The sequence below is a fragment of the Cohnella herbarum genome (assembly GCF_012849095.1).
GTDB classification, from domain to species: Bacteria; Bacillota; Bacilli; order Paenibacillales; family Paenibacillaceae; genus Cohnella; species Cohnella herbarum.
Genome location: NZ_CP051680.1, coordinates 991,175 through 1,015,895, shown reverse-complemented (window position 1 = coordinate 1,015,895; position 24,721 = coordinate 991,175). Strand labels below are relative to the sequence as shown.

Below are 24,721 nucleotides of genomic sequence, written 5' to 3'. Positions count from 1 at the left end.
ACTCACTTTAAGTTGAATCCATCTTAACATTTATTCTTTCATTGTTCCAAGATATAATATCTATAAGGTTAATAGTTCCAGACTATGAAGCACCAATAAACACAGTTAATGAAAAGAGGTTATGGTGATGGAATTCCGTCAATTGCTGTATACGATACAGATCGCGACCGAAAGAAACTTCTCCCGCGCGGCCGAGAAGCTTCATATCGCCCAGCCCTCCCTTAGCCAGCAGTTGTCGAAGCTGGAGAAGGAATTAGGAGTGCTATTATTCAAGCGGAGCACCAACTCCGTAGAGCTTACTCACGCGGGCTCCGTCTTCGTCGAGAAAGCCCAACAAATCGTCGACATGGCGGATCAACTGCGCAAGGAAATGGAAGATATCGCGGATATGCGCAAGGGACGGCTCGTCGTCGGCAGCTTACCAATGACCGGATCCCACGTGCTGCCGCAAGTCCTCCCCGTCTTCCGGGAATCTTATCCGAATATCGAAATCGTGCTGATCGAAGAATCGACCAGACGACTAGAGCAACTAACCGCCAACGGGGGCACGGACGTGAGCTTGCTCTCTCTCCCGCTCGTCGAGCCTTCGCTTGCTTATTTGCCGGTTATCGAAGAAGGCATCTGCCTCGCCGTCCCGCCGGATCATCCGCTAGCCGAGCCCGAGTTCAAGGACGCGATCATTCCGATAGCCAGACTGCGAGACGAGCCGTTCGTTCTATTGAAGAAAGGACAAGGCTTCCGCGCGATCGCCCACGATTTATGCCAATCCGCCGGCTTCGACCCGAGAGTCGTTTTCGAGAGCGGCAATATCGAAACGGTCCAGTCGCTCGTAGCCGCCGGAATGGGAATCGCCTTCTTGCCAAAAATGGTCACCCGCAATGACTGGCAAGGACGTGCCCCGGTATACTTAACGTTGGAGGGAAACCCTACGAGGACGCTCGTTATCGCTTATCGGAAAGGACGTTATTTGTCCAATGCCGCCGAGGCCTTCATTGCGACTTTCCGGGCGACGTTAGAGAAAATCGCGAAGTAGATGAACATACAGAGTGCGCTGAGTTTAGTTACTCGAAGGGGCGACACCTTCACTCGTATATCGCCGGTCTGCGATCCGAGAATACCGGTATTCGGCCCCTGACTTCGTCAACAAGCGCGAGGTCGACGTTCGCGACTAGGATCGTCTCCTTCTCCTCGGCTTCCGCGATCACTTCGCCCCATGGATCGATGATCATGGAATGGCCGAAGAAATTCGCGCCGCCGCTCTCTCCGACCGTATTGCATGATACGACGTACATTTGATTCTCGATTGCCCGCGCTTGCAGCAACGTCCGCCAATGGTGCAAGCGAGGATGCGGCCACTCCGCCGGAACGAACAATATTTTCGCTCCGCCTAAAGCCAGCTTGCGCGCCAACTCCGGGAAACGGATGTCATAACAGATCATCGCCGCTGCCGGGGTACCTTCTAATTCGAAATGTCCGGGAATGTCCCCCGCTTCCAAGTGCAAATGTTCGTTCATGAGCTGAAAAAGATGGATTTTACTATACTCCGCAACCGACGTACCTTCCCTGTCGAATACGTGTATCGTGTTCGTTACCGCATCGCCTCGCAATTGAGCGATGGAACCGGCCAGAACGTTGACTTCGTATTTTCTGCAAAACTCCGAAACGATAGCCTTTGTACGTTTTCCATCCGCATCAGCTAACGTCGCTATTTCCGTTAACGCGTAACCCGTGTTCCACATTTCGGGAAGGATAATCAAATCCGGCTTGGGATCGAGCGCGGCTGCCTCCTCCAGCTTCGCTTCCATTTTCGCAAAGTTCGCTTCGGGATTTCCGGCTTCAATATTCATCTGGATCAGCGCAAGGCGCAATGGGGTTGACATCTCGATTCACTCCTACCGTTTACTTCGCGTTCGCTATGACTCCCATCGTACTGCATAGACGGATATACGGCAACTTGAAACGAGCGAATTAATAATTCCTATCCGTTAACTCAGATTTTTTGTAAAAACATCCTTAAATCCGTTGCCGAGCAGGTTTCATTGTGCTACATTCATCGTATCCAAAACTTATGCATGACGGAGCGTGACGATTCAGCATGACCTTTACTATTGCACCGGCCAAAAGGCTTCAAAAGTTGCCTGAGCAATTTTTCGCCGCATTGGTCGCCAAAGCCAACGCAAGAGCGGCGACCGGAAGCGACGTCATCAATCTCGGACAAGGAAATCCGGATCTTCCGACGCCTCCGACGATCGTTCGAAGACTGCAAAGCGCAGCGGAAAACGCTAAATATCACAAATATCCGCCTTTCCGCGGATTTCCTTTTTTGAAAGAAGCCGTCGCCAAGCGATATTCGGAAGACTACGGAGTAGAGTTGAATCCCGAAACGGAAGTTGCCGTCCTATTCGGCGGTAAATCCGGTTTGATCGAGATCAGCCAATGCCTGCTCAATCCCGGCGACGTATGTCTCGTTCCGGATCCGGGATATCCCGATTATTGGTCGGGTGTAGCGCTTGCCGGCGCCGAGATGTCATTCATGCCTCTTAAGGAAAAGAACGATTTTCTTCCGGACTATAGCGCCATAGCCCCGGCTGATCTCGAACGCGCCAAGCTTATGTTTCTCAACTACCCCAACAATCCGACTTCGGCGACGGCTACGCCTGAATTTTACGAACAAACCGTCGCTTTCGCCAAGAACAACGGAGTTGTCGTCGCTAGCGACTTCGCTTACGGAGCGATCGGCTTCGACGGCAATCGCCCGATCAGTTTTCTGGAGACGCCGGGCGCCAAGGAAGTCGGAGTCGAGTTTTATACGTTATCCAAATCGTATAACATGGCCGGATGGCGGGTCGGTTTCGCGCTCGGCAATCCGGAAATCATCGAAATGATCAACCTTATTCAAGATCATATGTATTGCAGTCTTTTCGGCGGGATTCAAGAAGCAGCGGCGGAAGCGTTATCCGGCTCTCAGCAATCGGTACGCGAGCTGGTTGCTACTTATGAAAGCAGGCGTAACGCGCTCTACGGAGCTCTCGAGGAGATCGGTTGGAAAGCGACCAAACCGGCAGGCTCTTTCTTCTGCTGGCTCCCCGTTCCGAAAGGCCATACTTCGATGTCTTTCGCCGACTTGTTGCTGGAACAGGCCGACGTCGTCGTAGCTCCCGGCTCCGGATTCGGAGAAAACGGAGAAGGTTACGTGAGACTTGGCTTGCTCACAACCGAAGACCGCTTGCGCGAAGTCGCGGCTAGAATCGGAAAATTAGGGCTGTTCTAAACCGTGAACATTGCCCCTCGTTTCTTTACAAGCCTTATGGGGCATGGTATTCTTAGGATAATTCGACGCCGATCGGAATTCGGCGCGGCCATATGAACGCATTGACGGGAAACGAATCGGATTCGGACATGTTCAGAGAGTAAATTTCTAGGCTGAGAGAATTTACCTTGTCCCCCGCTTCCCCCATCCCCGAGCGGACGGCGATGAGCCGGACAGTTCCTGCTGTTATCAGGGTCTTGAGAGGACGGTTGCCTCTATTTACAGGTGCCGTCAATGAAGGTGGTACCGCGGAAGTTAAACTCCCGTCCTTTGTTTAGGACTGGAGTTTTTTGTATGGCTTGATAAGGGGTTGAACTTATGGGAAAACGTATCGTTGTCAAAATTGGAAGCAGCTCTCTTACTTCGGACGAGGGCGGATTAAACCGTCAACATGTTCGATTTTTCGCGGATGAACTCGCCTCTTTGCATGCCGACGGACATCAAGTTCTGTTAGTCACTTCGGGCGCTATCGCGGCTGGTTTCCGCCGTCTCGGGTATAGCTCCCGACCGAAGCTGGTTCACGAGAAACAAGCGGCCGCCGCCGTCGGCCAAGCGCTGTTAATGGAAGCCTACCAAGAGGCCTTAAACGCAAGCGGCGTCATCGCCGCCCAAATTCTGCTTACCAGACCCGATTTCAGCAATCGAAGCCGGGCTCAGAATGCGACGAGAACGATCGAAGAACTGCTGAAACAGCAAGCCATCCCGATTATTAACGAGAACGACACCGTCGCCGTGGACGAAATCAAATTCGGCGAAAACGACTCCTTGTCCGCGCTAGTCGCTAATCTGGTTAAAGCCGACGGCTTATACATCTTGACGGACATGGATGGCGTCTATACCGGGGATCCTCGTAAAGTTCCGGATGCCGTAAGAATCGAACGCGTGGAAGTTCTATCCGACGAGTTGTACCGGATCGCCGGCGGAGCCGGTTCGTCCGTGGGCACCGGCGGCATGCGTTCCAAGATCGAGGCGGCCCGCATCGCGATGCAAGGCGGCGTTCCTCTCTTCGTCGGACGCGTATCCGAGCCGGGCGATCTCCTAGCGGCGGTCGCTGGACACGGCAAAGGCACTTATTTCGCCTCTTCTCTGCATTCCCTGTCCGCCAAGAAACATTGGGTCGGGTTTCTCTCCGTCCCCCAAGGCCGGATCGTCGTCGATGCCGGAGCCGAGGATGCCCTGCTCAACAAAGGCCGCAGTTTGCTTCCCGCAGGTATCATTGCCGCCGAAGGCGAGTTCCACCCCGGAGAAGTCGTGGAAGTCGTCAATTCCGATGGCCGGGTGCTCGGCCGGGGCGTAACGCATTATACCGCATGGCAAATTACCGCCGTTGCGGGCCTATCCAGCGAGGAAGCAATGAAACGAGTCGAGGTCTCGAGAATAGAAGTCATCCATAGAGACGAATGGGTCGTATCAACCATGATCAAGGAGGCCAATTCCCATGAGTGAAGTAAAGACGAAAGCCAGCTCGGCCAAGAAAGCCGCAGCCGTGCTTAATAGATTAACGACGGCACAGAAAAACGAGGCATTGCTTTTGATGGCGGATGCGCTCATCGCAGAACAAGACACGATTTTAATCGCTAACGAAGAGGATCTGGCAAGAGGAAGGGAACAGGGCACCTCATCCTCCCTGCTGGATCGGCTGAAGTTGACGCCTGCAAGGCTGAACGATATTGCCGAAGCGGTAAGACAGATCGTCGAGTTGCCCGATCCGGTCGGCGATTTGCTTGAAACCTATGAACGCCCGAACGGCCTGTTCATCGAGAAAAGACGCGTACCGCTTGGCGTTATCGGCATCATCTATGAAGCTCGTCCTAACGTGACCGTCGATGCAGCCACTTTATGTCTCAAATCGGGCAATGCCGTCGTCCTCCGCGGGGGTTCGGCAGCGATCTCTTCCAACAGAAGCATCATCGCCGTGCTTCGCGAGGCTTTATCCCGTTCCGCGATTCCCGCGGATGCGCTGCAACTGATCGAAGATTCCAACCGCAGCTCCGTAGACGAGATGCTTAAGCTGAACGGCTTATTGGACGTTATTATTCCTAGGGGCGGAGCTTCCCTTATACAGAACGTCGTGCAGAACGCGACCGTACCCGTCATCGAGACCGGCGCGGGCATTTGCCACACGTACGTCGACGAATCGGGCCAGTATGCAATGGCTGAAGCGATCGCCGTAAACGCCAAAGCTCAGCGACCTTCCGTATGCAACTCCATGGAAACCCTGCTCGTTCACGAATCGTTCGCCCGTCTTCATCTGAACGCGTTAGCGAACAAATTCCGCGAGATCAACGTCGAGCTTAAAGGCTGCGGCATCGCTCGGGATATCGTCCCTTGGATAAACTCGGCCACCGATGAAAATTACGCTACGGAATATAATGATTACATTTTGAACATTAAAGTGGTAAAAGATTTAGACGAGGCTTTGGAACATATTCAAAAATTCGGTACCCGGCATTCCGAATGCATCGTCACCGAGAACGAGGCTAACGCGGAACGATTCCTGCAAGAAGTCGACGCGGCAGCCGTCTATCGCAACGCTTCGACCCGTTTCACCGACGGCTTCGAATTCGGCTTCGGCGCGGAAATCGGCATCAGCACTCAGAAGCTTCACGCGCGCGGACCGATGGGTCTTCCCGCTCTTACCTCAACGAAATACCGGGTCGTAGGCTCGGGACAAATCAGATCATAGGAGCGTGCCAAGCCATGTCAAATCGCGATGCCTCCTCTTTGGGGAAAAACACCCTAATTTTCTACGGTGCGGGTTCGATGGCCGAAGCGATATTGCGAGGTTTAGTCGAAGCTAGCTTAACCTCCCCCAACAACATTACGGTCATGAACCGGTCTAATGCCGATCGTCTTCTGGAACTCGAACGCCAATACGGCGTCGTGCCGGCAACGACCGAGGACCTGAAAAAATCCGCTTTAACTTCCGCGGACGTCATTATTCTGGGAATGAAGCCGAAGGACTCGGCGAATGCCATTAAAGCGTTGCAGCCCCTGCTCCGTCCGGAACAGCTTATCGTCTCGGTTATTGCGGGCTTGTCGATCTCCACGATCCATCAGCTATTGGGACGCGAGCAGCCGGTCGTCCGCACGATGCCGAACACGTCAAGCACGATCGGTCTGGGCGCGACGGGAATCAGTTTTTCCGCTTCCGTCTCCGCTAGTCAACGCGAGTTTGCTCTTGCCATGTTCAATGCCGTCGGATTAACGGCGGTTGTCGACGAGCCTCTAATCGAAGCCGTCAACGGCGTATCCGGAAGCGGACCCGCTTACGTCTATTACTTAATGGAAGCGATGATCAACGCGGGCGTTCAGCTTGGTCTAACTCCCGAAGCGGCCAAAGACCTTACCGTTCAAACCGTGCGGGGCGCCGCTGAAATGGTGTTTACCACGGGAGAGAACCCGGGGGAGCTGCGGCGTAAGGTCACTTCCCCTAACGGCACGACCCAGGCGGCCATCGAAACGTTAGATCACTATTCCTTCCAAGAAGGCATGAACAAAGCGATCGTACGCTGCGCGGACAGAGCCCGCGAGATGGGCGACGCGATTCGCGCGGAAGCCGTCGATAGCAAGTAACATCCAGAGTAACAGCCAGTACGAGTCGCATCGTAATCAGCTTAGAAAGAAGGTAGCGCGAAATGAGCAATTCCTATAGTCATGCAACGTACCGTCTCTACGACGATAAAGCCGATTTCGATAAAAAAGCGCAAGGGATCGCGGTAGGTTTAACCGTCGGAAGCTGGACCGAGCTGCCTGAAGCGGCCAAAGATGAAATGCGGAAACACCTTGGCCAAGTCATATCCGTATCCCCTTACGAACCGGAAGGCGTTCAACCAGGTGAACGTTACGCAGACATTACGATTGCATACCCTGACGCTAATTTTAGTCGGGATATTCCCGCTTTTCTGGTGACGGCATTCGGCAAGCTTTCGATGGATGGCAAAATCAAATTAATCGATATGCAGCCTTCTACCGAATTCCTAAGCGCGTTCCGCGGACCGAAGTTCGGAATCCAAGGCGTTCGCGATCTTCTTGGCGTACATGACCGCCCGCTCGTCATGAGTATTTTCAAATCGGTCATCGGCCATGATCTAGCCAACCTGCGCGAACAGTTTCTGCAACAGGCGCTAGGCGGAGTCGATCTCATTAAAGACGATGAAATCTTGTTCGAGAATCCGCTCACTCCGCTCGAGAAAAGAGTCGAGGCTTGCATGAGCGCCGCTCGCGAGGCCGAACAGGTAACCGGACAGAAGCTGCTCTACTTCACGAACTTGACCGGCTCTACTTTCCAACTCAAAGCTAATGCGAAACGAGCCATTGCGGCTGGCGCGAACGGCTTGCTGTTTAATGTACTCGCGTACGGCTTCGATGCCTTGGCGGAACTGGCCGCAGATCCGGACATCAACGTTCCGATCGCCGCTCATCCCGCAATGGCAGGTGCCCTGTATCCTTCCTTGCATCACGGAATTTCGGCTCCGCTCTTGCTAGGTAAATTAATGCGGATCGCCGGCGCGGATCTGTCCCTGTTCCCTTCGCCGTACGGCTCCGTGGTCATGCCGAAAGCGGAAAATCTCGCGGTCATGGAAGCCCTGCTGACCCCTTCTCTTCCGCAGAAGCAGACTTTCCCCGTTCCTTCGGCGGGTATCCACCCTGGCCTCGTCCCATTAATCATGGGCGATTTCGGACCTGAAGTCGTCGTGAATGCCGGCGGCGGCGTACACGGTCATCCAGGCGGATCCGCCGATGGCGGGCGCGCCTTCCGGCAAGCCGTAGATGCCGTAAGAAGCGGTACGTCGCTTGAACGATACGCCGAAGATCATGAACAATTGCGCATCGCGATAGAACGCTGGGGGGTAAGAACATCTTGAGCAACACGACATCACGATTTCCGCGCAAACCCGTATTGTTCTGCGATTTCGACGGCACGATCACGCTGAACGATAATATCATCGCCGTAATGAAGCATTTCAACCCGCCGGGCTGGGAAACGATCGTTACCGATATTTTGAACGAGAGCAAAACGATCCAGCAAGGCGTAGGAGAAATGTTCGCGCTTCTTCCAACCTCGATGCGCGAAGAAGTCACGGCTTATATTCTGAACAACGCGGGAATCCGGGCAGGATTTCCCGAGCTGCTGGAATGGTGCAAAGCAAACAATGTACCCTTCTTCGTCACGAGCGGAGGCATCGATTTCTTCATCTACCCGCTGCTTGAACCGTTCGGAATACCCGCGGATCACATCTACTGCAACGGCAGCGACTTCAGCGGCGATACGATCGAGATCACTTGGCCGCATGCCTGCGACGACGCATGCGATCACGGGGGATGCGGGATGTGCAAGACAGCCGTTATTAGACGGTTTCCAACCGACGAATATTATCGGATCCTGATCGGAGATAGCGTTACCGATTTTGCCGGCGCGAAGATCGTGGATCTCGTCTTCTCCCGTTCGCATCTTACGGAGAAATGCCAACAGCTCGGGCTGCCGCACATTCCGTTTGATACGTTCCACGATATCATTCATCATCTCGGGCAAGGAGGGCTGAAGTCATGAGCGGCTTTACTCGGATCTCCCTGGAAGAAAAACGCCGCGTGCTTGGCGAATTTACCGAAGTGAAGGCCGAGTTTGCTTCCCGCGGTTGGTTCGCCGGTACGGGCGGCAACCTATCGATGCGGATCGGCCCGTATTCGCCCGAACAGTTTTTTTTCGCGGTGACGGCAAGCGGCAAAGACAAAACCCGTTCGACGCCGGAAGATTTCCTGTTCGTCGACCAGGACGGCACTCCCTGCGAGACGACTTCGCTCAAGCCTTCCGCCGAGACGTCGCTTCATCGCGAGATTTACCGTCTGACGGGCGCAGGCGCGATTTTCCATATCCATAGCGTGTTCAACAACATCGTCTCGGAATGGTTCTGGGATCGTCGCTCCGTACCGATCGAAGGCGTTGAATTAATTAAGGCGTTCAACATCTGGGACGAGGATGCCCGCATCGACGTTCCGATTCTAACCAATTACGCCGACGTTCCGCGCATCGTCCCGGAAATCACCGAAAGACTCGATCCTCGGATACCCGGCTTGCTGATCCGCAAACATGGCGTATGCGCATGGGGCAAGGACGCTTTTGAGGCAAAAAAACATCTCGAAGCATTCGAGTTTCTGTTCGAATACGTTTACCGCTGGGAGTTGCTTAACAACCGTAAGTAATCTCTCTATGCATAACAAAAGTCCAACCGTCATCTGCCCCACGGCAGGCAACGGTTGGACTTTTTATTTAGCTTTGCTTTCCTTGTACGCGCGAGTCGATTGTCTCAACCTGAGCAATATTATTTACGCAATGGAATACTCGCACAAGATGAGTATGTCCTCGATCAACTTACTATTCAGCCTCGAATGCCCATCGATCGATATTTTCATCGGCACAGGTAACTCGGCGATATTCGTCTCGGTAGCATATAGCTTCCACTCGCCTGCACCCTGCCCAGCGATCGCAACTTCAAACTCTGCGATTGGGAGCCCATGCAGCAATTCATCGTTTCTCAGGAATGTCGCCGTGATTGAAGAGTCGGAACCCGGCGTGTCAAGCGATAGGATTAGCGGCGATCCGCTGCCTGGATAATTGATGTCCTCCTTCAGCTTCAGGTAGCATTTCAATCGTTCGATTTTCAAGCCGCGTCCTCGGTACTTGTAAGGGAAACGTTCTTTTTCCAGTTTCAACAATAGCGTCTGCAACGTTTCCGTACCGGACGGATTCATGAATCTGTGCCATTCCGTGGAAAATTCGTGGCGGGCGCTGAACAGCCGTTGCAAATTCGGTTGCGCTGGTAGCGATTCCGGCGGATTCATAGTCGTTCCCTGCGGTACGACTTCATCGAACGCTGCGCTTGAGAAAGCAGCTTTTCTTAATGCGTCCCCGCCCTCTTTCGCCGTATAGCTTAAGCGAAGAACAATGTCGGAAATGGAATCGAAGTCGAAAGCATTCGTTTCTGTCGGAAGTTCCAGCCTCCATTCGGAAACGGCTCCCGCCCCTTCGAACGGAAGGTACCTTTCATCCCGAAACGATAATTCGAATAATCCGGCATCGTTCTGAGCATGACTGAAAGCAATCGATTGGACGGCGGAAAAATCGTTCAGGAATCGAGGGTCTTCCGGTTGCTGTTTATAAGGTGCCACAGAACTCTTGCTTATCCGAATCCTGCTCGACATAAGCGTAAGCCGGCCATGAACGCCGGTGTAAGGCCCGGTAACGCAAGGAACGGTTATGCTGATCGATTTAATCCTGCGCATGTAGTGACCGGGATGATCCATGTCGAACAACGCTTCCGGCAGCATGATCGTGCAAGCCCCCGTTTCCCTTAGAGAGATTAGCGCGATCGGGTCCAATTGAACGAGCGAAATCGATTTCGTCAATTCATAATCGCGAGAATTTTGATCCGCGTAAGCGGCCTCCAGCCGTTTCAAGTCTAAATGCAGACGCTCCCCGGCGAGCAAGCCTTTGCGCAAGCTGTCCCAGTAGCCGAACTTGATAAACCCGGAATCCGTTAATCCCCTCTCGAATCTATACGCTTGTTCTGCTCGTTTGGCCGCATTGTAAGCCAATTGATAGGTTTGAAAAAATAAAGTCGTCAATTGGGTGGCCATCCACTGATATAACTCTCGTCCAGTATATTTCTCTTTGAGAAATTGTTCCATCTCCTCCGCATGTTCGATTTGCTTCTCTTGATTGGCGAGTTCGCGTTCCGCGGTAGCTTTACGAATTTCCGCTGCGGCGATCTGAGAATCGATCTGCCCCAACTCCCTGATGGCTAGTTCCGACTGCAGCTTCCATTCTTCCGCTCTTCGTTTATGACCAGCCATCGTTCCGCTCATAGAAGCTGTCGTACCGAGGATGGAGGAGAGCGTGTTCAACGCGCGGCTGAACGACTCACCGGCATTCCCGCCGTGGGAGCCCCCGTACTCCGCTACAGCTACCGGACTGGCAGCCCAACCTGCTGCGCCGACTAGAACGTTCGGAACAGCATGACCGACAGACGAAGCCAGGTTAGCAATTTCCGCTATACCCTGCAATATTGCCGAACCGCCCATCATTGCCAATTGGGCTATCTCGAATGCATTCATGAAATCCAGGTTTTTGTAATGTTTATACCTGTAATCGATGACGTTTCGGGATTTATAAAGTCCTTCCAGCGCTTTATCCGCTTCCTCGATTTGCTTCGTTCTGACTTGACGGATTAACCGATATAGGGTCGTTTCATGTCGAGCACGCAAGGCTCCGAGTTCCTCAGAGTCTTTCTTCTCGAGCGCGGACAGAAGCGCGGCCCCCAACGACTTTACTTCTGCACACAATTCCAAAGCTTTCGGCAGAACAGCAGAGAAACGGTAATAGCCAAGAGGTTGGTTCAAATCCGATAGGACCGAATCCGATCCGGCACCCGCGCTTGCGGCTCTGACAGCCGCGCCGGGATCGATCGGAGCTTCGAACAGGGCTAGTCGACGGGCTACACCATCGAGATTTAAGCCGTTGCGTATTTTATACAGACGATCCTCGACCGTATCCCAATAACCCAATAGCTTATCGTTCTTAGGTATGCCGAAGTATAGCGATCTTCCCACGCCGTATCCGATAGGCGTACCGGATGCGTTAACGGCCGGCTGTACTTTAATATATGGAAACTTATTCTGGACATCGACAAGCGCGTTAGAGAAATCATCCAATCCCGCATAGCGAAGCTGATCATACGATAGAGCCGGCGCTACCGTTAATTCCGGTATCCGCTCCGGCCGCGGTCCTAATAAATTTCCTGCCAAAACATAGAGCTGGGTAGCTTCGTTAATTGATTCCATCGTATCGCGAGAGAATAGATCGTCCGCCCATGCAATGACAGTGTCGATATACTTCATGACGACAGCCTTTTGATAGCTGCTTACTCGCATACGCGCAATCCGGTGCGGCTCGAACGGGTTCGCTCGCCACTCGGAAATTTGGTTCTGCAGTTCCTTCTTGACGTTAGGATCGCCGTTCGGTTCAGCCAGAATCTTAAGCAGCTTCCATATTCTGTTTTCTTCCGTGTTCTCGTTGAAGGGTAAGAAACGCCAATATTTGCCCGGCGAAGATTCGTCCGAATCGATTGTCGGATTAAAGACGTACTGATACCATTTTAAAGCGTCCTCATAACGCTTTTCTTTGGATAGCCGGTCTGCAAGAAACAGCGGGATATGAAAGAATAGCTCCCAATTGTATACCGAGTATGCACCCTTATAATCGAAATCGACGTCCTCGCGAACATCCTGACTAAAAACGACGTTCGAAGTAGGCTTATACATCGATTCGAATATCGTATTCCCAGACGTTTCGTTTGTCTTCTTTTGAGTATTAAGCGATAAAAGTCCATCTACCCCTCGTTCGTTGTACACCTTAACGAAAGCGCGTGTAAGCGGATGAAATAAGATTTCATACTCGACCTTGGGATCAGACGTTTCCTGATACTGCTCGGCATAGTAGGTTCGGTAATAATCCTGCTGAACATACGTAAAATCCTTGCGACTATCGTTGAATGCGTAATCCACTTGATCGTGCGGAACGACCAATCTAAGCGGACGTTGAGCTTCATTCATGATGGGGACTAACCTTTTATAATAATATCCCGTTTTTCCATACGGGATATCTATGGTTGTATTCACGTCCGATTGCAGGAACATACCGGTCATTTGCAGGTTCTCTGGCGCCATTGATCTCACAGTTCCTCCCGCATAGACAACGCTCGTTGTGCTTTTGCGCGTTTCATTAAAGACAATAGTGCCGTGTTGGTCACTTATGATATTACCGTAATAACTTCCATGACTCCCGGTTTCGCGAAAATTTTTCATAATATCAATGCCAAGATTGCCTTGAGAGAATATTCGCGGCGCCAGAAAGTAATTAAGCTTCATTACCTCCTCGTCGTCGTCACGAAGGAGCTTCTGCAAGAAAGTTCCTTTGTCCGATACTCGCTTAGCCGACCAGCTGTTATTGCGAAACTCCGACCACCCTAGCTTCAACAGTAACTGTTCCTGAGTGGAACCCCCACCTTGACTGGTCGGTACGTTGTCCTTGGGCAACGCTGTTTTCTCCGTGATCCCCCAGAACAAATAGAGGCTGGAGTTATATAAGCATGGCACCAAATGATCACCTTGAATGTCCAAGTCTATCTTATTCCATGCCGTCCAGCTTCCCCGCTTTTTCAATCGGTGATAATACACGTGCGGAACCGAAAACGTTCGGGCAAACACATGCACCTGGTCCCCGGTACGGTAAATCGCCCGAACGTCTAATCTCGCGATTTCGTCTAATTGCACCAAATACTTGCCGAACGCCTGCTTGACGTTGTCAGCGTTAATATCGTTTTGTAAAATCTCATTTTCCAACTCTTTGTAAACCTGAGTTTTGTCATCGCGAAGCTCAGGCTCCACCCAATTTTCCGGATAGAGGAAAATCTTGCGATTTGCTTCCCAGTTGCGATAATTTTTCAACCATTCCCATTGTTTGGAATCCAGTGCCTTAGGCAATACGCCAGGCTCCAGATTAAGTAAACTACGCTGCACGAACAGTTGTACCGACGAGATCGCTTGCTTGATTCTGGATGTCTTCATATCCGCGTTCATCTCGACATCGATCAAAAAATATTCGAATAACTGGTTTCCGTTAACGATACCGTTGGACTTTATAGGCTGAAGTTGCAGCACGAAATCGACCAAAGCTTCGCGCCACTGTTCACGTAGCCTATTCTCGATAACGGCTGCTGTTTGGCGCCAAGACACTTCGCTATAACGAGATTTGGCTGCGTTCTTCACTTCGAAAGCGAGGTTCGAGTCCGGTAGTTCTTTCGTCCAGGCAATCCACTTCACGGCAGGCACTCTTAAACGTTCCGTTAGTCGGATGGAAGCATAAAGAGAACTAAGTTTCGCCGGATTAGAAAAATGGGATACCTTTAAGTTCCAACCGTTCGGGCCGCACAATGCCTGGAGATCCGCTTGCTCCCAACCCGTCATCTCCCCTAGTCTTTTTAAGATGATATCAAGCGACATGCCCTGTTGTTTCGCAAGCGCAAACAGTGTAATCAGTTTATGGCTACCCGGAACTAGAACATCACGGATAGAACGATATTGCATCAACAGCTGCCACTGTTGGAATAATGCAAGCAATGGCTCCCCCTGCGGCTCATGCGTAATCGGAAACAGATTGAAATCTAACCCAAGAAAATCTGCCTGTTGGGTATGGAAATAGGAGATTTCTTCAGTCTCAAGTTCCAATCTTTTCACAAGTAGCAATGTTTTATGAAGCTTTAAATAGCTTCCTCGAAAGGCAGGGCTGTCTAGTTTAAGAAAATCTTCAATGATCGCTATTGACGGCTTCTGCTCGTTCGTCGATCTTAATACTTCTACGGTTAAATTCGTAGTGATCGGTACCGAACAATCGAAAACGTCGGCTAAAGTCTGAATAACGAAATTGCGTTTCAAAATCGCTTTTGTCGTATTTTCGCTGTCCTCGACGGAACCCGATTGCTCAATCCCTATGAACCCTGCTTTTAGCGTTTCGGCAAGCTTGCTAATTGCAGTCTCCGCAGGAGCCACAGGCTGCGACTGCGCTTCCCGGTTTCGGTATAGGTAAGAAAGTTCACCAATGCTGAATCCGGACGTCTCAACCTGCTTCCGCCGTTCAATCAACCGTAACGTATCGGAAGGCGACCGGAACGGAGATACTCCCGTCAACCGGATTAGTGCCGCGCATTCGGATACGGAAAGAGAAAGCAAACGGCTTAGCAGTGCGTAACGATACAAGGACGACAGATTGGCGAGTGTCAACATGGCTTTAGAATCTGATAAGCCCGTCTCTAATCGAATCACGCGGAGATCGTTTTCCTTCAATCGAAGCACCGCGAGCAATTGGGTTGTTTTCGATTCCAAAGGTAGCAAATGACCGCGAATTTCCTTACCGCCGCTTAATAAGGAGAAATCCGGATCCGGCGGATTCATAAGCGCTTTGTTCTGGAACACCTTATGGTACAGAGAACCTTCGTCTTGCGTATCGATTAAGCTCCATAGCGCAAGAAGCTCTTCAAGAGATGTCCTCCCAGCTCCAAGCTCATCTTGAACCCGTTTCAAATCTGCCAACTTGACAAGGAAAGACTCCCGTTCACGACCTAGCGCGTGCAGCATTTTATCCAGCTCGCTAATCGTTACCCTGAGCTTACGCCTCAACCTAAGAAACCGGTGAATGTCCCTTAGCGGTGCGAAATTGTCCTTTGTTAAGTTTCGAACCACCGTCTGATCAAGATCGCAAGGATCTGTTTGAGCGGCCAGCAAAATGTTAGGCGAATCGGGATTGGTGTTAATATATCTGGTTTCCAACAGTTCCATCAATTCTTCGTACTTAAGGTCCGTTCGCTTAAGAAATTCCGGGACACGAGCCAGATGTTGATCCCATGATAGCGAATACCTAAGTTGATCGGCGGGAATATGTTCTAAGACGTTGTCGTTTTCCCACTGCAGATGAACCCACGCGGCACTGCCGCCTCCGCATCGATATTCAAGAACGATCGGATATGCTTGGCCTGCTACCATTTGAATGACATTCGATTGGCTATGCGGAGGATTTTCTTCATTATAGCAATCGAACAGCTTCTGCCCGTTGAACCAGAATCGGTGTCCTCGGACCGTATCCACGTGGAGAACCTTTGATCCTGTCTTACTCGGAACGATCGTTCCTGTCCAACGAACGCTGAACTCCGCCGGCAATGTTGGAGCTGGCCGGCCATCGTCCCCCCAAGAGAAATTGAGTTGGGGATCTATTCGGGTAAACACGGGAGTGCCTGTCAGATTGGCGTTCGCGTAATAAGAACCGAGCAGTCCTAATCCCTTAACCGTACTTGACGGATAGCCGAAAAACTCCCAGATCTCTCTTTCCAAACGCCCCATCCATATGTTGCGTTCCGTGGAGGAAAGACCCAGATAATCTCCGGCCATCGCGTATTCGGGATGCTGATCCTTAAATGTAGAGACCAGCTCATATAAATTCGACCCCATACTCGCTAAGTATTCGCGGGTTGTATGCAAATGCCGATCGTAGGGCAGGGTGAATGGGAATACGGCATGCTTAAGGGCCGTCGCTGCGCTATTGGAAATACTCTCGGGAAATGACGAGCTGTATTCCCTACTAACGTTCAAGTCTTCGCCATCGCTGCCTGGCGCCGTATTATTCACGACAGAATATCCGTGAGTAATATAGCTCTCGAGAACCTCGTTAACCAGATCAATGTATGGGATCACGATATTCGTATTCTCGCAAGTGAGTTTAAGATGCTCCAAATCAGGTCTATGTCGGCGTAGAACATCAATCGGTCTCTCCGTCACCCCGCTCGGTAACGTCTTTGGATTCAAAAATTGCAGCAAATCTACGAAATAGGCTGCTGCGCTATACACTGAACGGCATTGTTCGCAATCGCACATGTCAATCCTTCCAAACAACGCTGCCCAGTCGGGCAAATCTTTCCGAAGCTGCTCCGATAATGCCGTGCCGCCCAATGCCGCAGGCATAATATCGTTCATGGCTTGATAAGCGGACGTATACAAGTGGGTAGCAGTCGCATGAATCTGCTCCGCTTGCGCATACACTAGTTTCGCATCCCCATCGCCTCCTAGCTCTTGTTGGAACTGCTCTACGAACGCTTCCTCGCTTAGACTGACGACGTTCATCGCCGAATCAAGGCCGCTTTGCATCAATGCGTTCATGTGATCGACTTGCGGGCTGATCTGATAAACCCGTTGCAAAGCTTTCAATCGAGATGCGACCGCCACTTTCATGGAATTGTCCTCATCGGTAAGCGCCTGCTGATCGGATCCAAGATATTCGTCGATAACGGTTACGTCCAAATCGAAATCGACAGCTTCCTCCAGAAAGCGAGCAAGTCTTTCACGGATCGGATTGCGGAATTGTCCCGTCGTATTTGCTTCCTCCAACGCGACTTCCATATCGAGTTCAGGAAACATGTTCTTTTCCCTGCGAAGCATTTCTTCGTAAGCTAAGTCCCGAACTTCATCGTTTCGGGACTTAGCTTGTTGAAGCGACTGACGATTATGCGTGATTTGCGGTTGAGTGGACAATAGACGGGCTAACTGCAAATTCAGGTTCGTGTTCTCGGAATCCTTACCGTCAGCTTGCTCTGCTTCAAGAAGTATTCCTTTCTCGTGTTTGTCTTTCAAGCTGAATTCTTGAACTCGCCGGAAAGACACTTCAAGTTCCTCGTCATCTGATTCGGGAATTCTATTGTGACGCACCGCGTTATGAAGCGCCTGCTCCCAATCCTGCGAGGATTGAGCGGCCAGACCGTCCATGGAATCCGGCATACCTCCCCGCAATAGTCCGTAATAAGTCGAAGGGGATATGGCTTCGTTCTCTTGATGCAACCGTTGCGAAGCGATCCAAAAAGCCACATGACGAAGCGGTATTCCGCTAGTACCGGATAAATATTCAACTTCCTCCTGCGTGAGCTTGAGGGGATCCGCTTCTGCAAGCAACATCGGTAATGCGGATTGAAGCCGCCCCCATTCCGTTCCTTCTTGTTCGACCGGAAACAACTGGATCGTAAACGATTGCTGTGATTTGGCGCGATAGGCGACTTCCGATTGGTAAGGCTGATAGTCAAGTTCCGGGTGCGATGCACGCACAAGAAGATCGATAGTTTTTCTTTCCCTTAGCCTTGCCGTTTCCCGATCGTAAGTAATCGCGAATCTCCCGCACTCGTCGGTTATCGCACTTCCGATTCGGACTTCCTCCATCAAAGACCGACTGTACAACTCGATAACAACGCCTTCAAGCGCACGGCTACCTTCCGATACGACGCCATAGACGCCATCTTGTGCCGTACTATTCGAGGTTGGATTCATAGTGTTTGCTCCTCTCAAAAAGCATCATGTAATCGTTCTCTCCTTCAACGTAACGGAGTAGTTGGGTAACAGCCAGTGACGCTCGTCACTAAAATTTGTAATTATTTTTCCGTTTTGTAATGTCAACAAACGAATCTGAATAATCTTGAAACTCATTATTTTGTCGAAATAACACGAAATTTTCAATTGAATGCGATTGGATTCTTGTATATTCCCGCGATCGTCATTGCCTCATAACTAGATTTTTGTCGAAAAATGAATGTGACTTCAATGACAAATACAAATAAAACCAAAGGGCTCTGCGGGAATTGATTCGCAGAGCCCTTTGGCTTCGAGATTGCAAGATTTATTCGACGGTTATCCCGGTCACGGATAAAATGCCGGACATTAACGTCCGGCTCGGAATTTCTGGGCATGCAGACGGGCTTCCTCGACGTTCGTGACGCGGTTGCGGCTCCATCCCAACAAAATTCGATCAATGTAATTAAAATGAAGCTTGCCGGCGAATACCGATTCCTTCAGCGCGAACCGAATGAGCTCGTCGGCGTATTGATCCTGGTCCAACCAGCCGTTAATCGTCTCGTATTCGAACGGAGTTAGCGGACGTCCGAACTCTTGTTCGAACAGAACGAATAGATTGCTCGATCCCGACACCGTCGCATTCGGCCTTAGCGCCGATGTTTCGGGTTGAATACGTCCTATCGTTGCTCCGGTTTCCTCTGCCGCGTTCCCCGTATTTCCGCGAATCGGCAACTCCCCGGCCGCCAGCATCTGCCCCATCTTCTGGAACAGTCCGGCAAGATTATACTTCTCGGATTGTACGCCCGTCAGAGGATCGAACACTTCGTCGATCGTAACGAAACCTAGTTTCATCAGCTTCTGCAGCGTTTGCCCCACGATCGCGGGCGAGCATCCTAGACGCTCCTGAAGCTGCTCGATCGTCGGAAAATCATTTTGCTCCAGTTGGCGATAGGCGATCAAATGGAGCAGCAGCATTCCTTCGGTATCGTTCAGCTTAAGCGCGCGATAAGTGCGTAGCAAGGCGTACGGGATACTGACGGAGCCGTCCATAAATGCTTCCGCCATCCCTCTTGCCAGCGAATTGCGATCATTATTCATGGCTAGGACTCCCCTCTCTGTATAATGAACAAATTCAATTTACGGATACAATCGATACAACGTACGCGGGAAAGCAATCGTCTCGCGAACATGATCCAGGCCGCATATCCAAGCCACCGCTCTCTCTAGCCCCAGCCCGAACCCGGAATGCGGAACCGACCCGTATCGGCGCAAATCCATATACCAGCCGTAAGCTTCTTCCGACAGCTCATGCTCCTCGAACCTGCTCGCCAGCAATTCCGGATCGTCGATTCTTTGCGAGCCCCCGATAATCTCGCCGTAACCTTCCGGAGCGATCATGTCCGCGCACAATACGACTTCTGGCCGATTCGGGTCGGGCTTCATATAGAACGCTTTGAAGCTTGCCGGATAATGCGTGATGAACACCGGACGATCGAATTTCTCGGCAATGGCCGTCTCATGCGGCGCTCCGAAATCTTCTCCCCACGGCAGCTCCATTCCGATTTCTTTAAGCAATTCGAGCGCTTCGTCGTAAGTAATACGCGGGAAAGGCGGCAGAACCCGCTCTAATGCCGTTACATCCCTCTCCAGTACCGCTAGCTCGGCTCTGCACTGGCTTAACACTTGGCCGACGATATGAGCGATGAACTGCTCCTGTACAATCAAGTTTTGTTCATGATCGACGAAAGCCATCTCCGGCTCGATCATCCAGAATTCGATCAAATGACGGCGCGTTTTGGATTTCTCGGCTCGGAAAGTCGGTCCGAAAGAATAGACTTTACCTAGAGCCATCGCAGCCGCTTCCATGTATAGCTGTCCACTTTGCGTCAAATACGCGTCTTCCTCGAAATACTTCGTATGAAACAAATTCGTCGTTCCTTCGCACGAGGAAGGCGTTAACACCGGCGGGTCGACTAACGTAAAGCCGCGCTCATCGAAGAAACTTTGAATCGCGGAAATAATGACCGCCCGAATGCGAAGGATCGCACGTTGTCTAGGAGCACGCAGCCACAGATGACGATGGTCCATCAGAAAATCGACGCCGTGCTCCTTCGGCGTGATCGGATAGTCTTTGGCGATTTGAATAATCTTGATTCCGGTAACGGATAACTCGAATCCCGAAGAACTGCGGGGTTCTTCACGGACGATCCCCGTCACGTAGAAGGAGCTTTCTTGCGTCAGCTGCCCCGCCCGTTCCCATACGGATTCTTCGACTTCCGCTTTAACCAGGACGCCCTGGATGTAACCCATTCCGTCGCGAATTTGAAGAAACTGGATCTTTCCGCTTGAGCGCTTTCGGGTTAACCAACCTCCGAAAGTAACCGTCTGTCCGACATAGTCGCCGATCGTAGCCAAATCTATTCGATCCATGACTTCGCCCTCCTCTTTAATCAATCGGATTAAGCTTGCGGTAGTTGGAGCACCAGCTGATAAGTATCCCTAGCGATCAATAGCTCCTCGTTCGTCGGCACGACCAATACGCTAACCGCCGATTCATCGGAAGTGATGCGTCTTGGTTCCGAGGATCGCACCGAGTTCCTTTCATTATCGACGACAACGCCGAAGAAAGTCAGTCCTTTACACACTTCCTTGCGCAGCACGTCCGAATTCTCGCCCACGCCAGCAGTAAACACAATCGCATCCACGCCGTCCATCGCCGCGATATAAGCGCCGATGTATTTACGAATCCGGTAAGCGTACATCTCGAACGCGAGTTTAGCTTGCTCATTGCCTTCGTTCATGGCTTCCACGATTTCCCTCATATCGCTGCTGATACCGGAAATCGCAAGCAAACCGCTGTGCTTGTTCAACATCGAGTTCACTTCGTTTAACGTTAGATCCTCTTTGTTGATCGTAAAAGGGACGACGGCAGGATCCAAGTCGCCGCTGCGGGTCCCCATCATGAGCCCCTCAAGAGGAGTCATTCCCATGCTCGTGTCGTACGATTTGCCGTGCAGAATGGCCGCGCAACTCGCTCCGTTGCCGATATGACACGTGATCAACTTCAATTGTTCAAGCGGTTTTCCGAGATATTCCGCTGTCCGTTTACTTACGTAGTCGTGAGAGGTCCCGTGGAAGCCGTATCTGCGGATCTGATGTTTGCGGTAAAGTACCGTCGGAATCGCGTACAGATACGAGCTCGGCGGCATCGTCTGATGAAAGGCCGTATCGAATACGACCGCCTGCGGAACTTCGGGCAAATTCGCCTCGACCGCCATGATTCCCATCATGTGGGCCGGATTGTGCAGCGGAGCTAGATCGAACAGCTTGCGAATTTCCAGCTTTACGCCTTGATCCACGAGAACCGATCTGCTGAAGGATTCTCCGCCGTGAACGACGCGATGTCCGACGGCCTGAATGTCCTGAATGTTCCGTAGCACCCCGAATTTGCGATGCGTCAGCATATCCAATACCTTCTTGATCGCGGTCGTATGATCCAGTATTTCGCTCACTTCGCGCATTTCCGGTTGATGCTCGACTTCGTGGGTCAAGATCGAGGAATCCATCCCGATTCTTTCCACTCTGCCTTTAGCCAATACGTCTTCGTCCTTCATATTGTAGAGCTGATATTTGAGCGAGGAACTCCCCGCGTTAATTACGAGTATATTCATGAGAGTCGTTCACCATCCTTGTCGTACTTGAAGAAACCTACGCCGCTTTTGATTCCCAATTGTCCCGCTCTGACCTTCTTCTTGAGCAAGAAAGAAGGACGGTATTTCAATTCCCCGTATTCTCGGAACATTTTTTCCAGGGCGGCTAACACCGAATCCAATCCGAACCGGTCGGCCATCTCCAGCGGCCCGTGCTCGAAGCGGTATCCCAAGCTCATAGCATCGTCGATATCTTCGGGGGACGCAACGCCCTCCTCTAACAGATGTAGCGCTTCGTTGATCAGCAAACAGATTAACCGCGTCGTAACGAAACCGGGCGACTCGTAAACCATGACGCCTTTCTTGGCCAGATTATCGACGATAAAAGCTTTCGTTTTGTCGAACGTGGCATCCGAGGTTTGCAAGCCCCGAATAATCTCTACGACGTCGATTCTGAGGGCAGGATAGACGAAATGCATGCCGATAACCCGTTCCGGGTATTGACTCGCCCCTGCTAGCTCGGTCAAGCTTAACGTCGACGTGTTACTTGCGAGAACCGTATCTTTCGACACGATTCCGTCCAGTTGACGCAACACTTCCATCTTGCTTTCCAAATCTTCGCTTATCGTCTCGATAACGAGCTCGCAATCCGCCAAGTACTGCAACGACGTTTCCATATGTATACGATTTAACGTCAACTTTTTTTCCGCCGCCGTAATCGCCCATCTCTCCATCTGCCGATCAAGACTTTGCTCGAGCATTTCCCTTGCCGATTGAAGCTTTTCCGGCGTTTTCTCTACCAGATGCACGTCCAGTCCTTTGACGGCAAGCATCTCCGCTATACTCTGACCCATTGTTCCCGCGCCTACGACGCCTACGATCTTAAACATGATGTCTTTCCCTCCAAACCATTTAAGACGGCATTTGCCGTTAAACTAATAATAAGATGAGTATACCCCGCTCGCATTGAGATTTGTCACAATGCAAGCTTATTCGGGTATTCTCATCTTATCATAATCCGGACTATTCTGCCGAAGTCGCGAACCATTTGCTGAACAACAGCTTCCAGTTCTCGACGTACTTTTCTTGGGTCGCCCATTGCACCATCACGATCGATTCATTCGGTTTAAGGGACAGCGTAACGGTTTTTTCCGTTCGTTCCGTCTGAGGCAATTGGTATGGAATGAGCTTTAGCTCGTTGTCGGTCACGATGATGGCGATATCCTCGTCTTGCGAGGTAAACGCATCTACCGCTTGCGATTCCAAGCTTTTGACTTCATCCCAAGTTAATGCCAGCGGGTCGTCTTTCACGATCGCCTTGGACAACTGAACGGAAACGTTCGGCCAACTCGCGATTTCGGTCTCGTTCGTCAAGAGCGAAGTAGAACCGGGCTGCTTGGCTACCCATGAGCCAGGCTCGCGGGCAATCGCCCATTGGTCGATCTGCAGCTCGGATTCGTTCGTGCCTAGCGCACGGGCAAGGGTGAAATTGCCTTCGGCTAAAGCATTGTTATTCTCATAACGAACGGCCGGGGCGAGATTGGTTACCTGGTTGACCCATACTTCGCTGCGATCGACGGTATTGCCCTTATCTTTCAGGTTTGTCGTCTGCATGATAGACACGAATTCGTTGCCGGCATATAGCAGCTTCTCGCTCTGACTCATAGGCTTCGCCACAAAGGGTTGATTTACTTTCTTTTCTACGCCCGATTTCAGAGCCACAAGCAGTTGGGTTCCATTGCCCATCGAATCCGGAACGGCATCTATTTTCCAGAAATTCGACTTATAAGGCATCCAGATCCCCGAACCGCTCTTCACGAAGGATAGCTCGTTATTCTCGGGAGCGACGAAGATCGTCCGATACTCGCTTGACGTTCCTTGCGCTTCATCCGTTCTTAACCCGATCACGACCGCGGAATGCGGAACCGGATTAATATCGCGATCCTTGCTTGCTTGCGCGCTAGCCGAAGCTTGATCCGTCGGCAAGGTGAGCTTCTGGGAGGAATCTCCCGACAAGCTCTTCCAATTCAATAGGCCTACGACCGCGACAAGCAGTACGAACGCCGCGCTTATGGCTCCCATTCGAGTGTACCAAGGCCGGATCGTTCTACGGCTGGGCTTATCGAGATTATCGTTGATTCTTCGGCGCAAATTGTCGTCGAATCCATTCCGAGTCAGCGGACCGCGCTTAAGCTGTTCGAATAAATCCTTATCATCCATCAGCGGCTCGACTCCTTCATCTTGGATAATTTTTGCCGGGCATGAAACATTCGCGATTTTACCGTCCCTTCCGTAACGTCCAACACTTGGGCGATTTCTTTTAATGAAAGCTGATTATGCGCATAAAGGATAATGACTTCTCTGTACTTCTTAGGCAAATCCAGCACCATTTGCCACATGTCGTTCACGACCGAATTCTCCACGACGTCATGTTCGACGGAATGGCGCTCCCCGTAATCCTCTACCACGTCCGACAAGGTGACTTTGCGGAAGAAAGCGGATCTTTGGAAATCGATCGATGTATTGCGCGTGATCGTGAGCAGCCAAGTTTTCACCGACGCATCCCTGCGAAAGGCATGCATGTTGCGGAATACTTTGATAAATACCTCTTGGGTAATATCATCGGCCATGTCCCATTTGCGGGTAATGCTATAAGCGTAGTTCCAAACGTCTTTACCGTAAGCCGTCATCAATTCGTTCAACAAACCCTTGTTGTCATCGCTCTCAACCATATATTTAAGGAAATCGAAATTACGCTGGGAATCCAATGTTGCCACCTCATCTTCCTTTAGACGATTCAAAAAGGCACTAAGTTCAATGC

General features: G+C 51.2%; 16 protein-coding genes. 8 read left to right on the top strand and 8 right to left on the bottom strand.

Features of this window, described 5'->3' with window-relative positions:
- The first annotated feature begins 127 nt into the window (after positions 1–127).
- Positions 128–1,033: a LysR family transcriptional regulator gene (locus HH215_RS04260; protein ID WP_169278775.1), complete on the top strand. Its 906-nt coding sequence runs from the start codon at positions 128–130 to the stop codon at positions 1,031–1,033.
- A gap of 49 nt (positions 1,034–1,082) precedes the next feature.
- On the opposite strand, the gene HH215_RS04255 is transcribed toward HH215_RS04260, so the two are convergent.
- Complete coding sequence (locus HH215_RS04255; RefSeq protein ID WP_169278774.1) at positions 1,083–1,880, bottom strand: carbon-nitrogen family hydrolase; 798 nt, start codon at positions 1,878–1,880, stop codon at positions 1,083–1,085.
- A gap of 215 nt (positions 1,881–2,095) precedes the next feature.
- Here HH215_RS04255 and HH215_RS04250 point away from each other — a divergent pair, with 215 nt between their 5' ends.
- From HH215_RS04250 to mtnB, 7 genes are all read left to right on the top strand, one after another.
- Positions 2,096–3,271: a pyridoxal phosphate-dependent aminotransferase gene (locus tag HH215_RS04250; RefSeq protein WP_169278773.1), complete on the top strand. Its 1,176-nt coding sequence runs from the start codon at positions 2,096–2,098 to the stop codon at positions 3,269–3,271.
- Positions 3,272–3,628: 357 nt separating this feature from the next.
- Complete coding sequence (proB, locus tag HH215_RS04245; RefSeq protein ID WP_169278772.1) at positions 3,629–4,756, top strand: glutamate 5-kinase; 1,128 nt, start codon at positions 3,629–3,631, stop codon at positions 4,754–4,756.
- A complete protein-coding gene (locus tag HH215_RS04240) occupies positions 4,749–5,996 on the top strand; it encodes a glutamate-5-semialdehyde dehydrogenase (protein ID WP_169278771.1) in 1,248 nt (415 codons plus the stop codon). The genes proB and HH215_RS04240 overlap by 8 nt, the downstream gene beginning before the upstream one ends.
- 14 nt (positions 5,997–6,010) lie before the next feature.
- Complete coding sequence (gene proC / locus HH215_RS04235; protein ID WP_169278770.1) at positions 6,011–6,886, top strand: pyrroline-5-carboxylate reductase; 876 nt, start codon at positions 6,011–6,013, stop codon at positions 6,884–6,886.
- 62 nt (positions 6,887–6,948) lie between these two features.
- Positions 6,949–8,178, top strand: a complete 1,230-nt coding sequence (locus tag HH215_RS04230; protein ID WP_169278769.1) for a 2,3-diketo-5-methylthiopentyl-1-phosphate enolase — start codon at positions 6,949–6,951, stop codon at positions 8,176–8,178.
- Entirely contained in the window at positions 8,175–8,864 is a 690-nt protein-coding gene (locus HH215_RS04225) for a 2-hydroxy-3-keto-5-methylthiopentenyl-1-phosphate phosphatase (RefSeq protein WP_169278768.1), read from the top strand. Before HH215_RS04230 ends, HH215_RS04225 begins: the two co-directional genes overlap by 4 nt.
- Positions 8,861–9,514, top strand: coding sequence for a methylthioribulose 1-phosphate dehydratase (gene mtnB, locus HH215_RS04220; protein ID WP_169278767.1), 654 nt, complete (start codon positions 8,861–8,863; stop codon positions 9,512–9,514). The genes HH215_RS04225 and mtnB overlap by 4 nt, the downstream gene beginning before the upstream one ends.
- 123 nt (positions 9,515–9,637) lie before the next feature.
- Here mtnB and HH215_RS04215 read toward each other — a convergent pair whose 3' ends face one another.
- From HH215_RS04215 to HH215_RS04185, 7 genes are all read right to left on the bottom strand, one after another.
- Positions 9,638–18,229, bottom strand: a complete 8,592-nt coding sequence (locus HH215_RS04215; RefSeq protein WP_169278766.1) for a Tc toxin subunit A-related protein — start codon at positions 18,227–18,229, stop codon at positions 9,638–9,640.
- 387 nt (positions 18,230–18,616) lie between these two features.
- Positions 18,617–19,348, bottom strand: a complete 732-nt coding sequence (locus HH215_RS04210; RefSeq protein ID WP_169278765.1) for a DnaD domain-containing protein — start codon at positions 19,346–19,348, stop codon at positions 18,617–18,619.
- Between the two features lie 39 nt (positions 19,349–19,387).
- Complete coding sequence (gene asnS, locus HH215_RS04205; RefSeq protein ID WP_169278764.1) at positions 19,388–20,680, bottom strand: asparagine--tRNA ligase; 1,293 nt, start codon at positions 20,678–20,680, stop codon at positions 19,388–19,390.
- A 29-nt stretch (positions 20,681–20,709) separates the two neighbouring features.
- Positions 20,710–21,921: an acetate kinase gene (locus HH215_RS04200; protein ID WP_169278763.1), complete on the bottom strand. Its 1,212-nt coding sequence runs from the start codon at positions 21,919–21,921 to the stop codon at positions 20,710–20,712.
- Entirely contained in the window at positions 21,918–22,793 is an 876-nt protein-coding gene (locus tag HH215_RS04195; protein ID WP_169284217.1) for a 3-hydroxyacyl-CoA dehydrogenase family protein, read from the bottom strand. Before HH215_RS04195 ends, HH215_RS04200 begins: the two co-directional genes overlap by 4 nt.
- Before the next feature lie 130 nt (positions 22,794–22,923).
- On the bottom strand, positions 22,924–24,120 hold the full coding sequence (locus HH215_RS04190) for a hypothetical protein (protein WP_169278762.1): 1,197 nt from the start codon (positions 24,118–24,120) through the stop codon (positions 22,924–22,926).
- On the bottom strand, positions 24,120–24,668 hold the full coding sequence (locus HH215_RS04185; RefSeq protein WP_254450539.1) for an RNA polymerase sigma factor: 549 nt from the start codon (positions 24,666–24,668) through the stop codon (positions 24,120–24,122). The genes HH215_RS04190 and HH215_RS04185 overlap by 1 nt, the downstream gene beginning before the upstream one ends.
- Positions 24,669–24,721: the final 53 nt, after the last annotated feature.

Excerpts from the sequence above, each read along its gene's own strand:
- HH215_RS04200 (WP_169278763.1), bottom strand. The coding sequence starts at position 21,921 with ATGAATATACTCGTAATTAACGCGGGGAGTTCCTCGCTCAAATATCAG.
- HH215_RS04260 (WP_169278775.1), top strand. The coding sequence starts at position 128 with ATGGAATTCCGTCAATTGCTGTATACGATACAGATCGCGACCGAAAGA.
- proB (WP_169278772.1), top strand. The coding sequence starts at position 3,629 with ATGGGAAAACGTATCGTTGTCAAAATTGGAAGCAGCTCTCTTACTTCG.
- asnS (WP_169278764.1), bottom strand. The coding sequence starts at position 20,680 with ATGGATCGAATAGATTTGGCTACGATCGGCGACTATGTCGGACAGACG.
- HH215_RS04190 (WP_169278762.1), bottom strand. The coding sequence starts at position 24,120 with ATGGATGATAAGGATTTATTCGAACAGCTTAAGCGCGGTCCGCTGACT.
- HH215_RS04210 (WP_169278765.1), bottom strand. The coding sequence starts at position 19,348 with ATGAATAATGATCGCAATTCGCTGGCAAGAGGGATGGCGGAAGCATTT.
- HH215_RS04250 (WP_169278773.1), top strand. The coding sequence starts at position 2,096 with ATGACCTTTACTATTGCACCGGCCAAAAGGCTTCAAAAGTTGCCTGAG.
- HH215_RS04240 (WP_169278771.1), top strand. The coding sequence starts at position 4,749 with ATGAGTGAAGTAAAGACGAAAGCCAGCTCGGCCAAGAAAGCCGCAGCC.
- HH215_RS04230 (WP_169278769.1), top strand. The coding sequence starts at position 6,949 with ATGAGCAATTCCTATAGTCATGCAACGTACCGTCTCTACGACGATAAA.
- HH215_RS04215 (WP_169278766.1), bottom strand. The coding sequence starts at position 18,229 with ATGAATCCAACCTCGAATAGTACGGCACAAGATGGCGTCTATGGCGTC.
- HH215_RS04255 (WP_169278774.1), bottom strand. The coding sequence starts at position 1,880 with ATGTCAACCCCATTGCGCCTTGCGCTGATCCAGATGAATATTGAAGCC.
- mtnB (WP_169278767.1), top strand. The coding sequence starts at position 8,861 with ATGAGCGGCTTTACTCGGATCTCCCTGGAAGAAAAACGCCGCGTGCTT.
- proC (WP_169278770.1), top strand. The coding sequence starts at position 6,011 with ATGTCAAATCGCGATGCCTCCTCTTTGGGGAAAAACACCCTAATTTTC.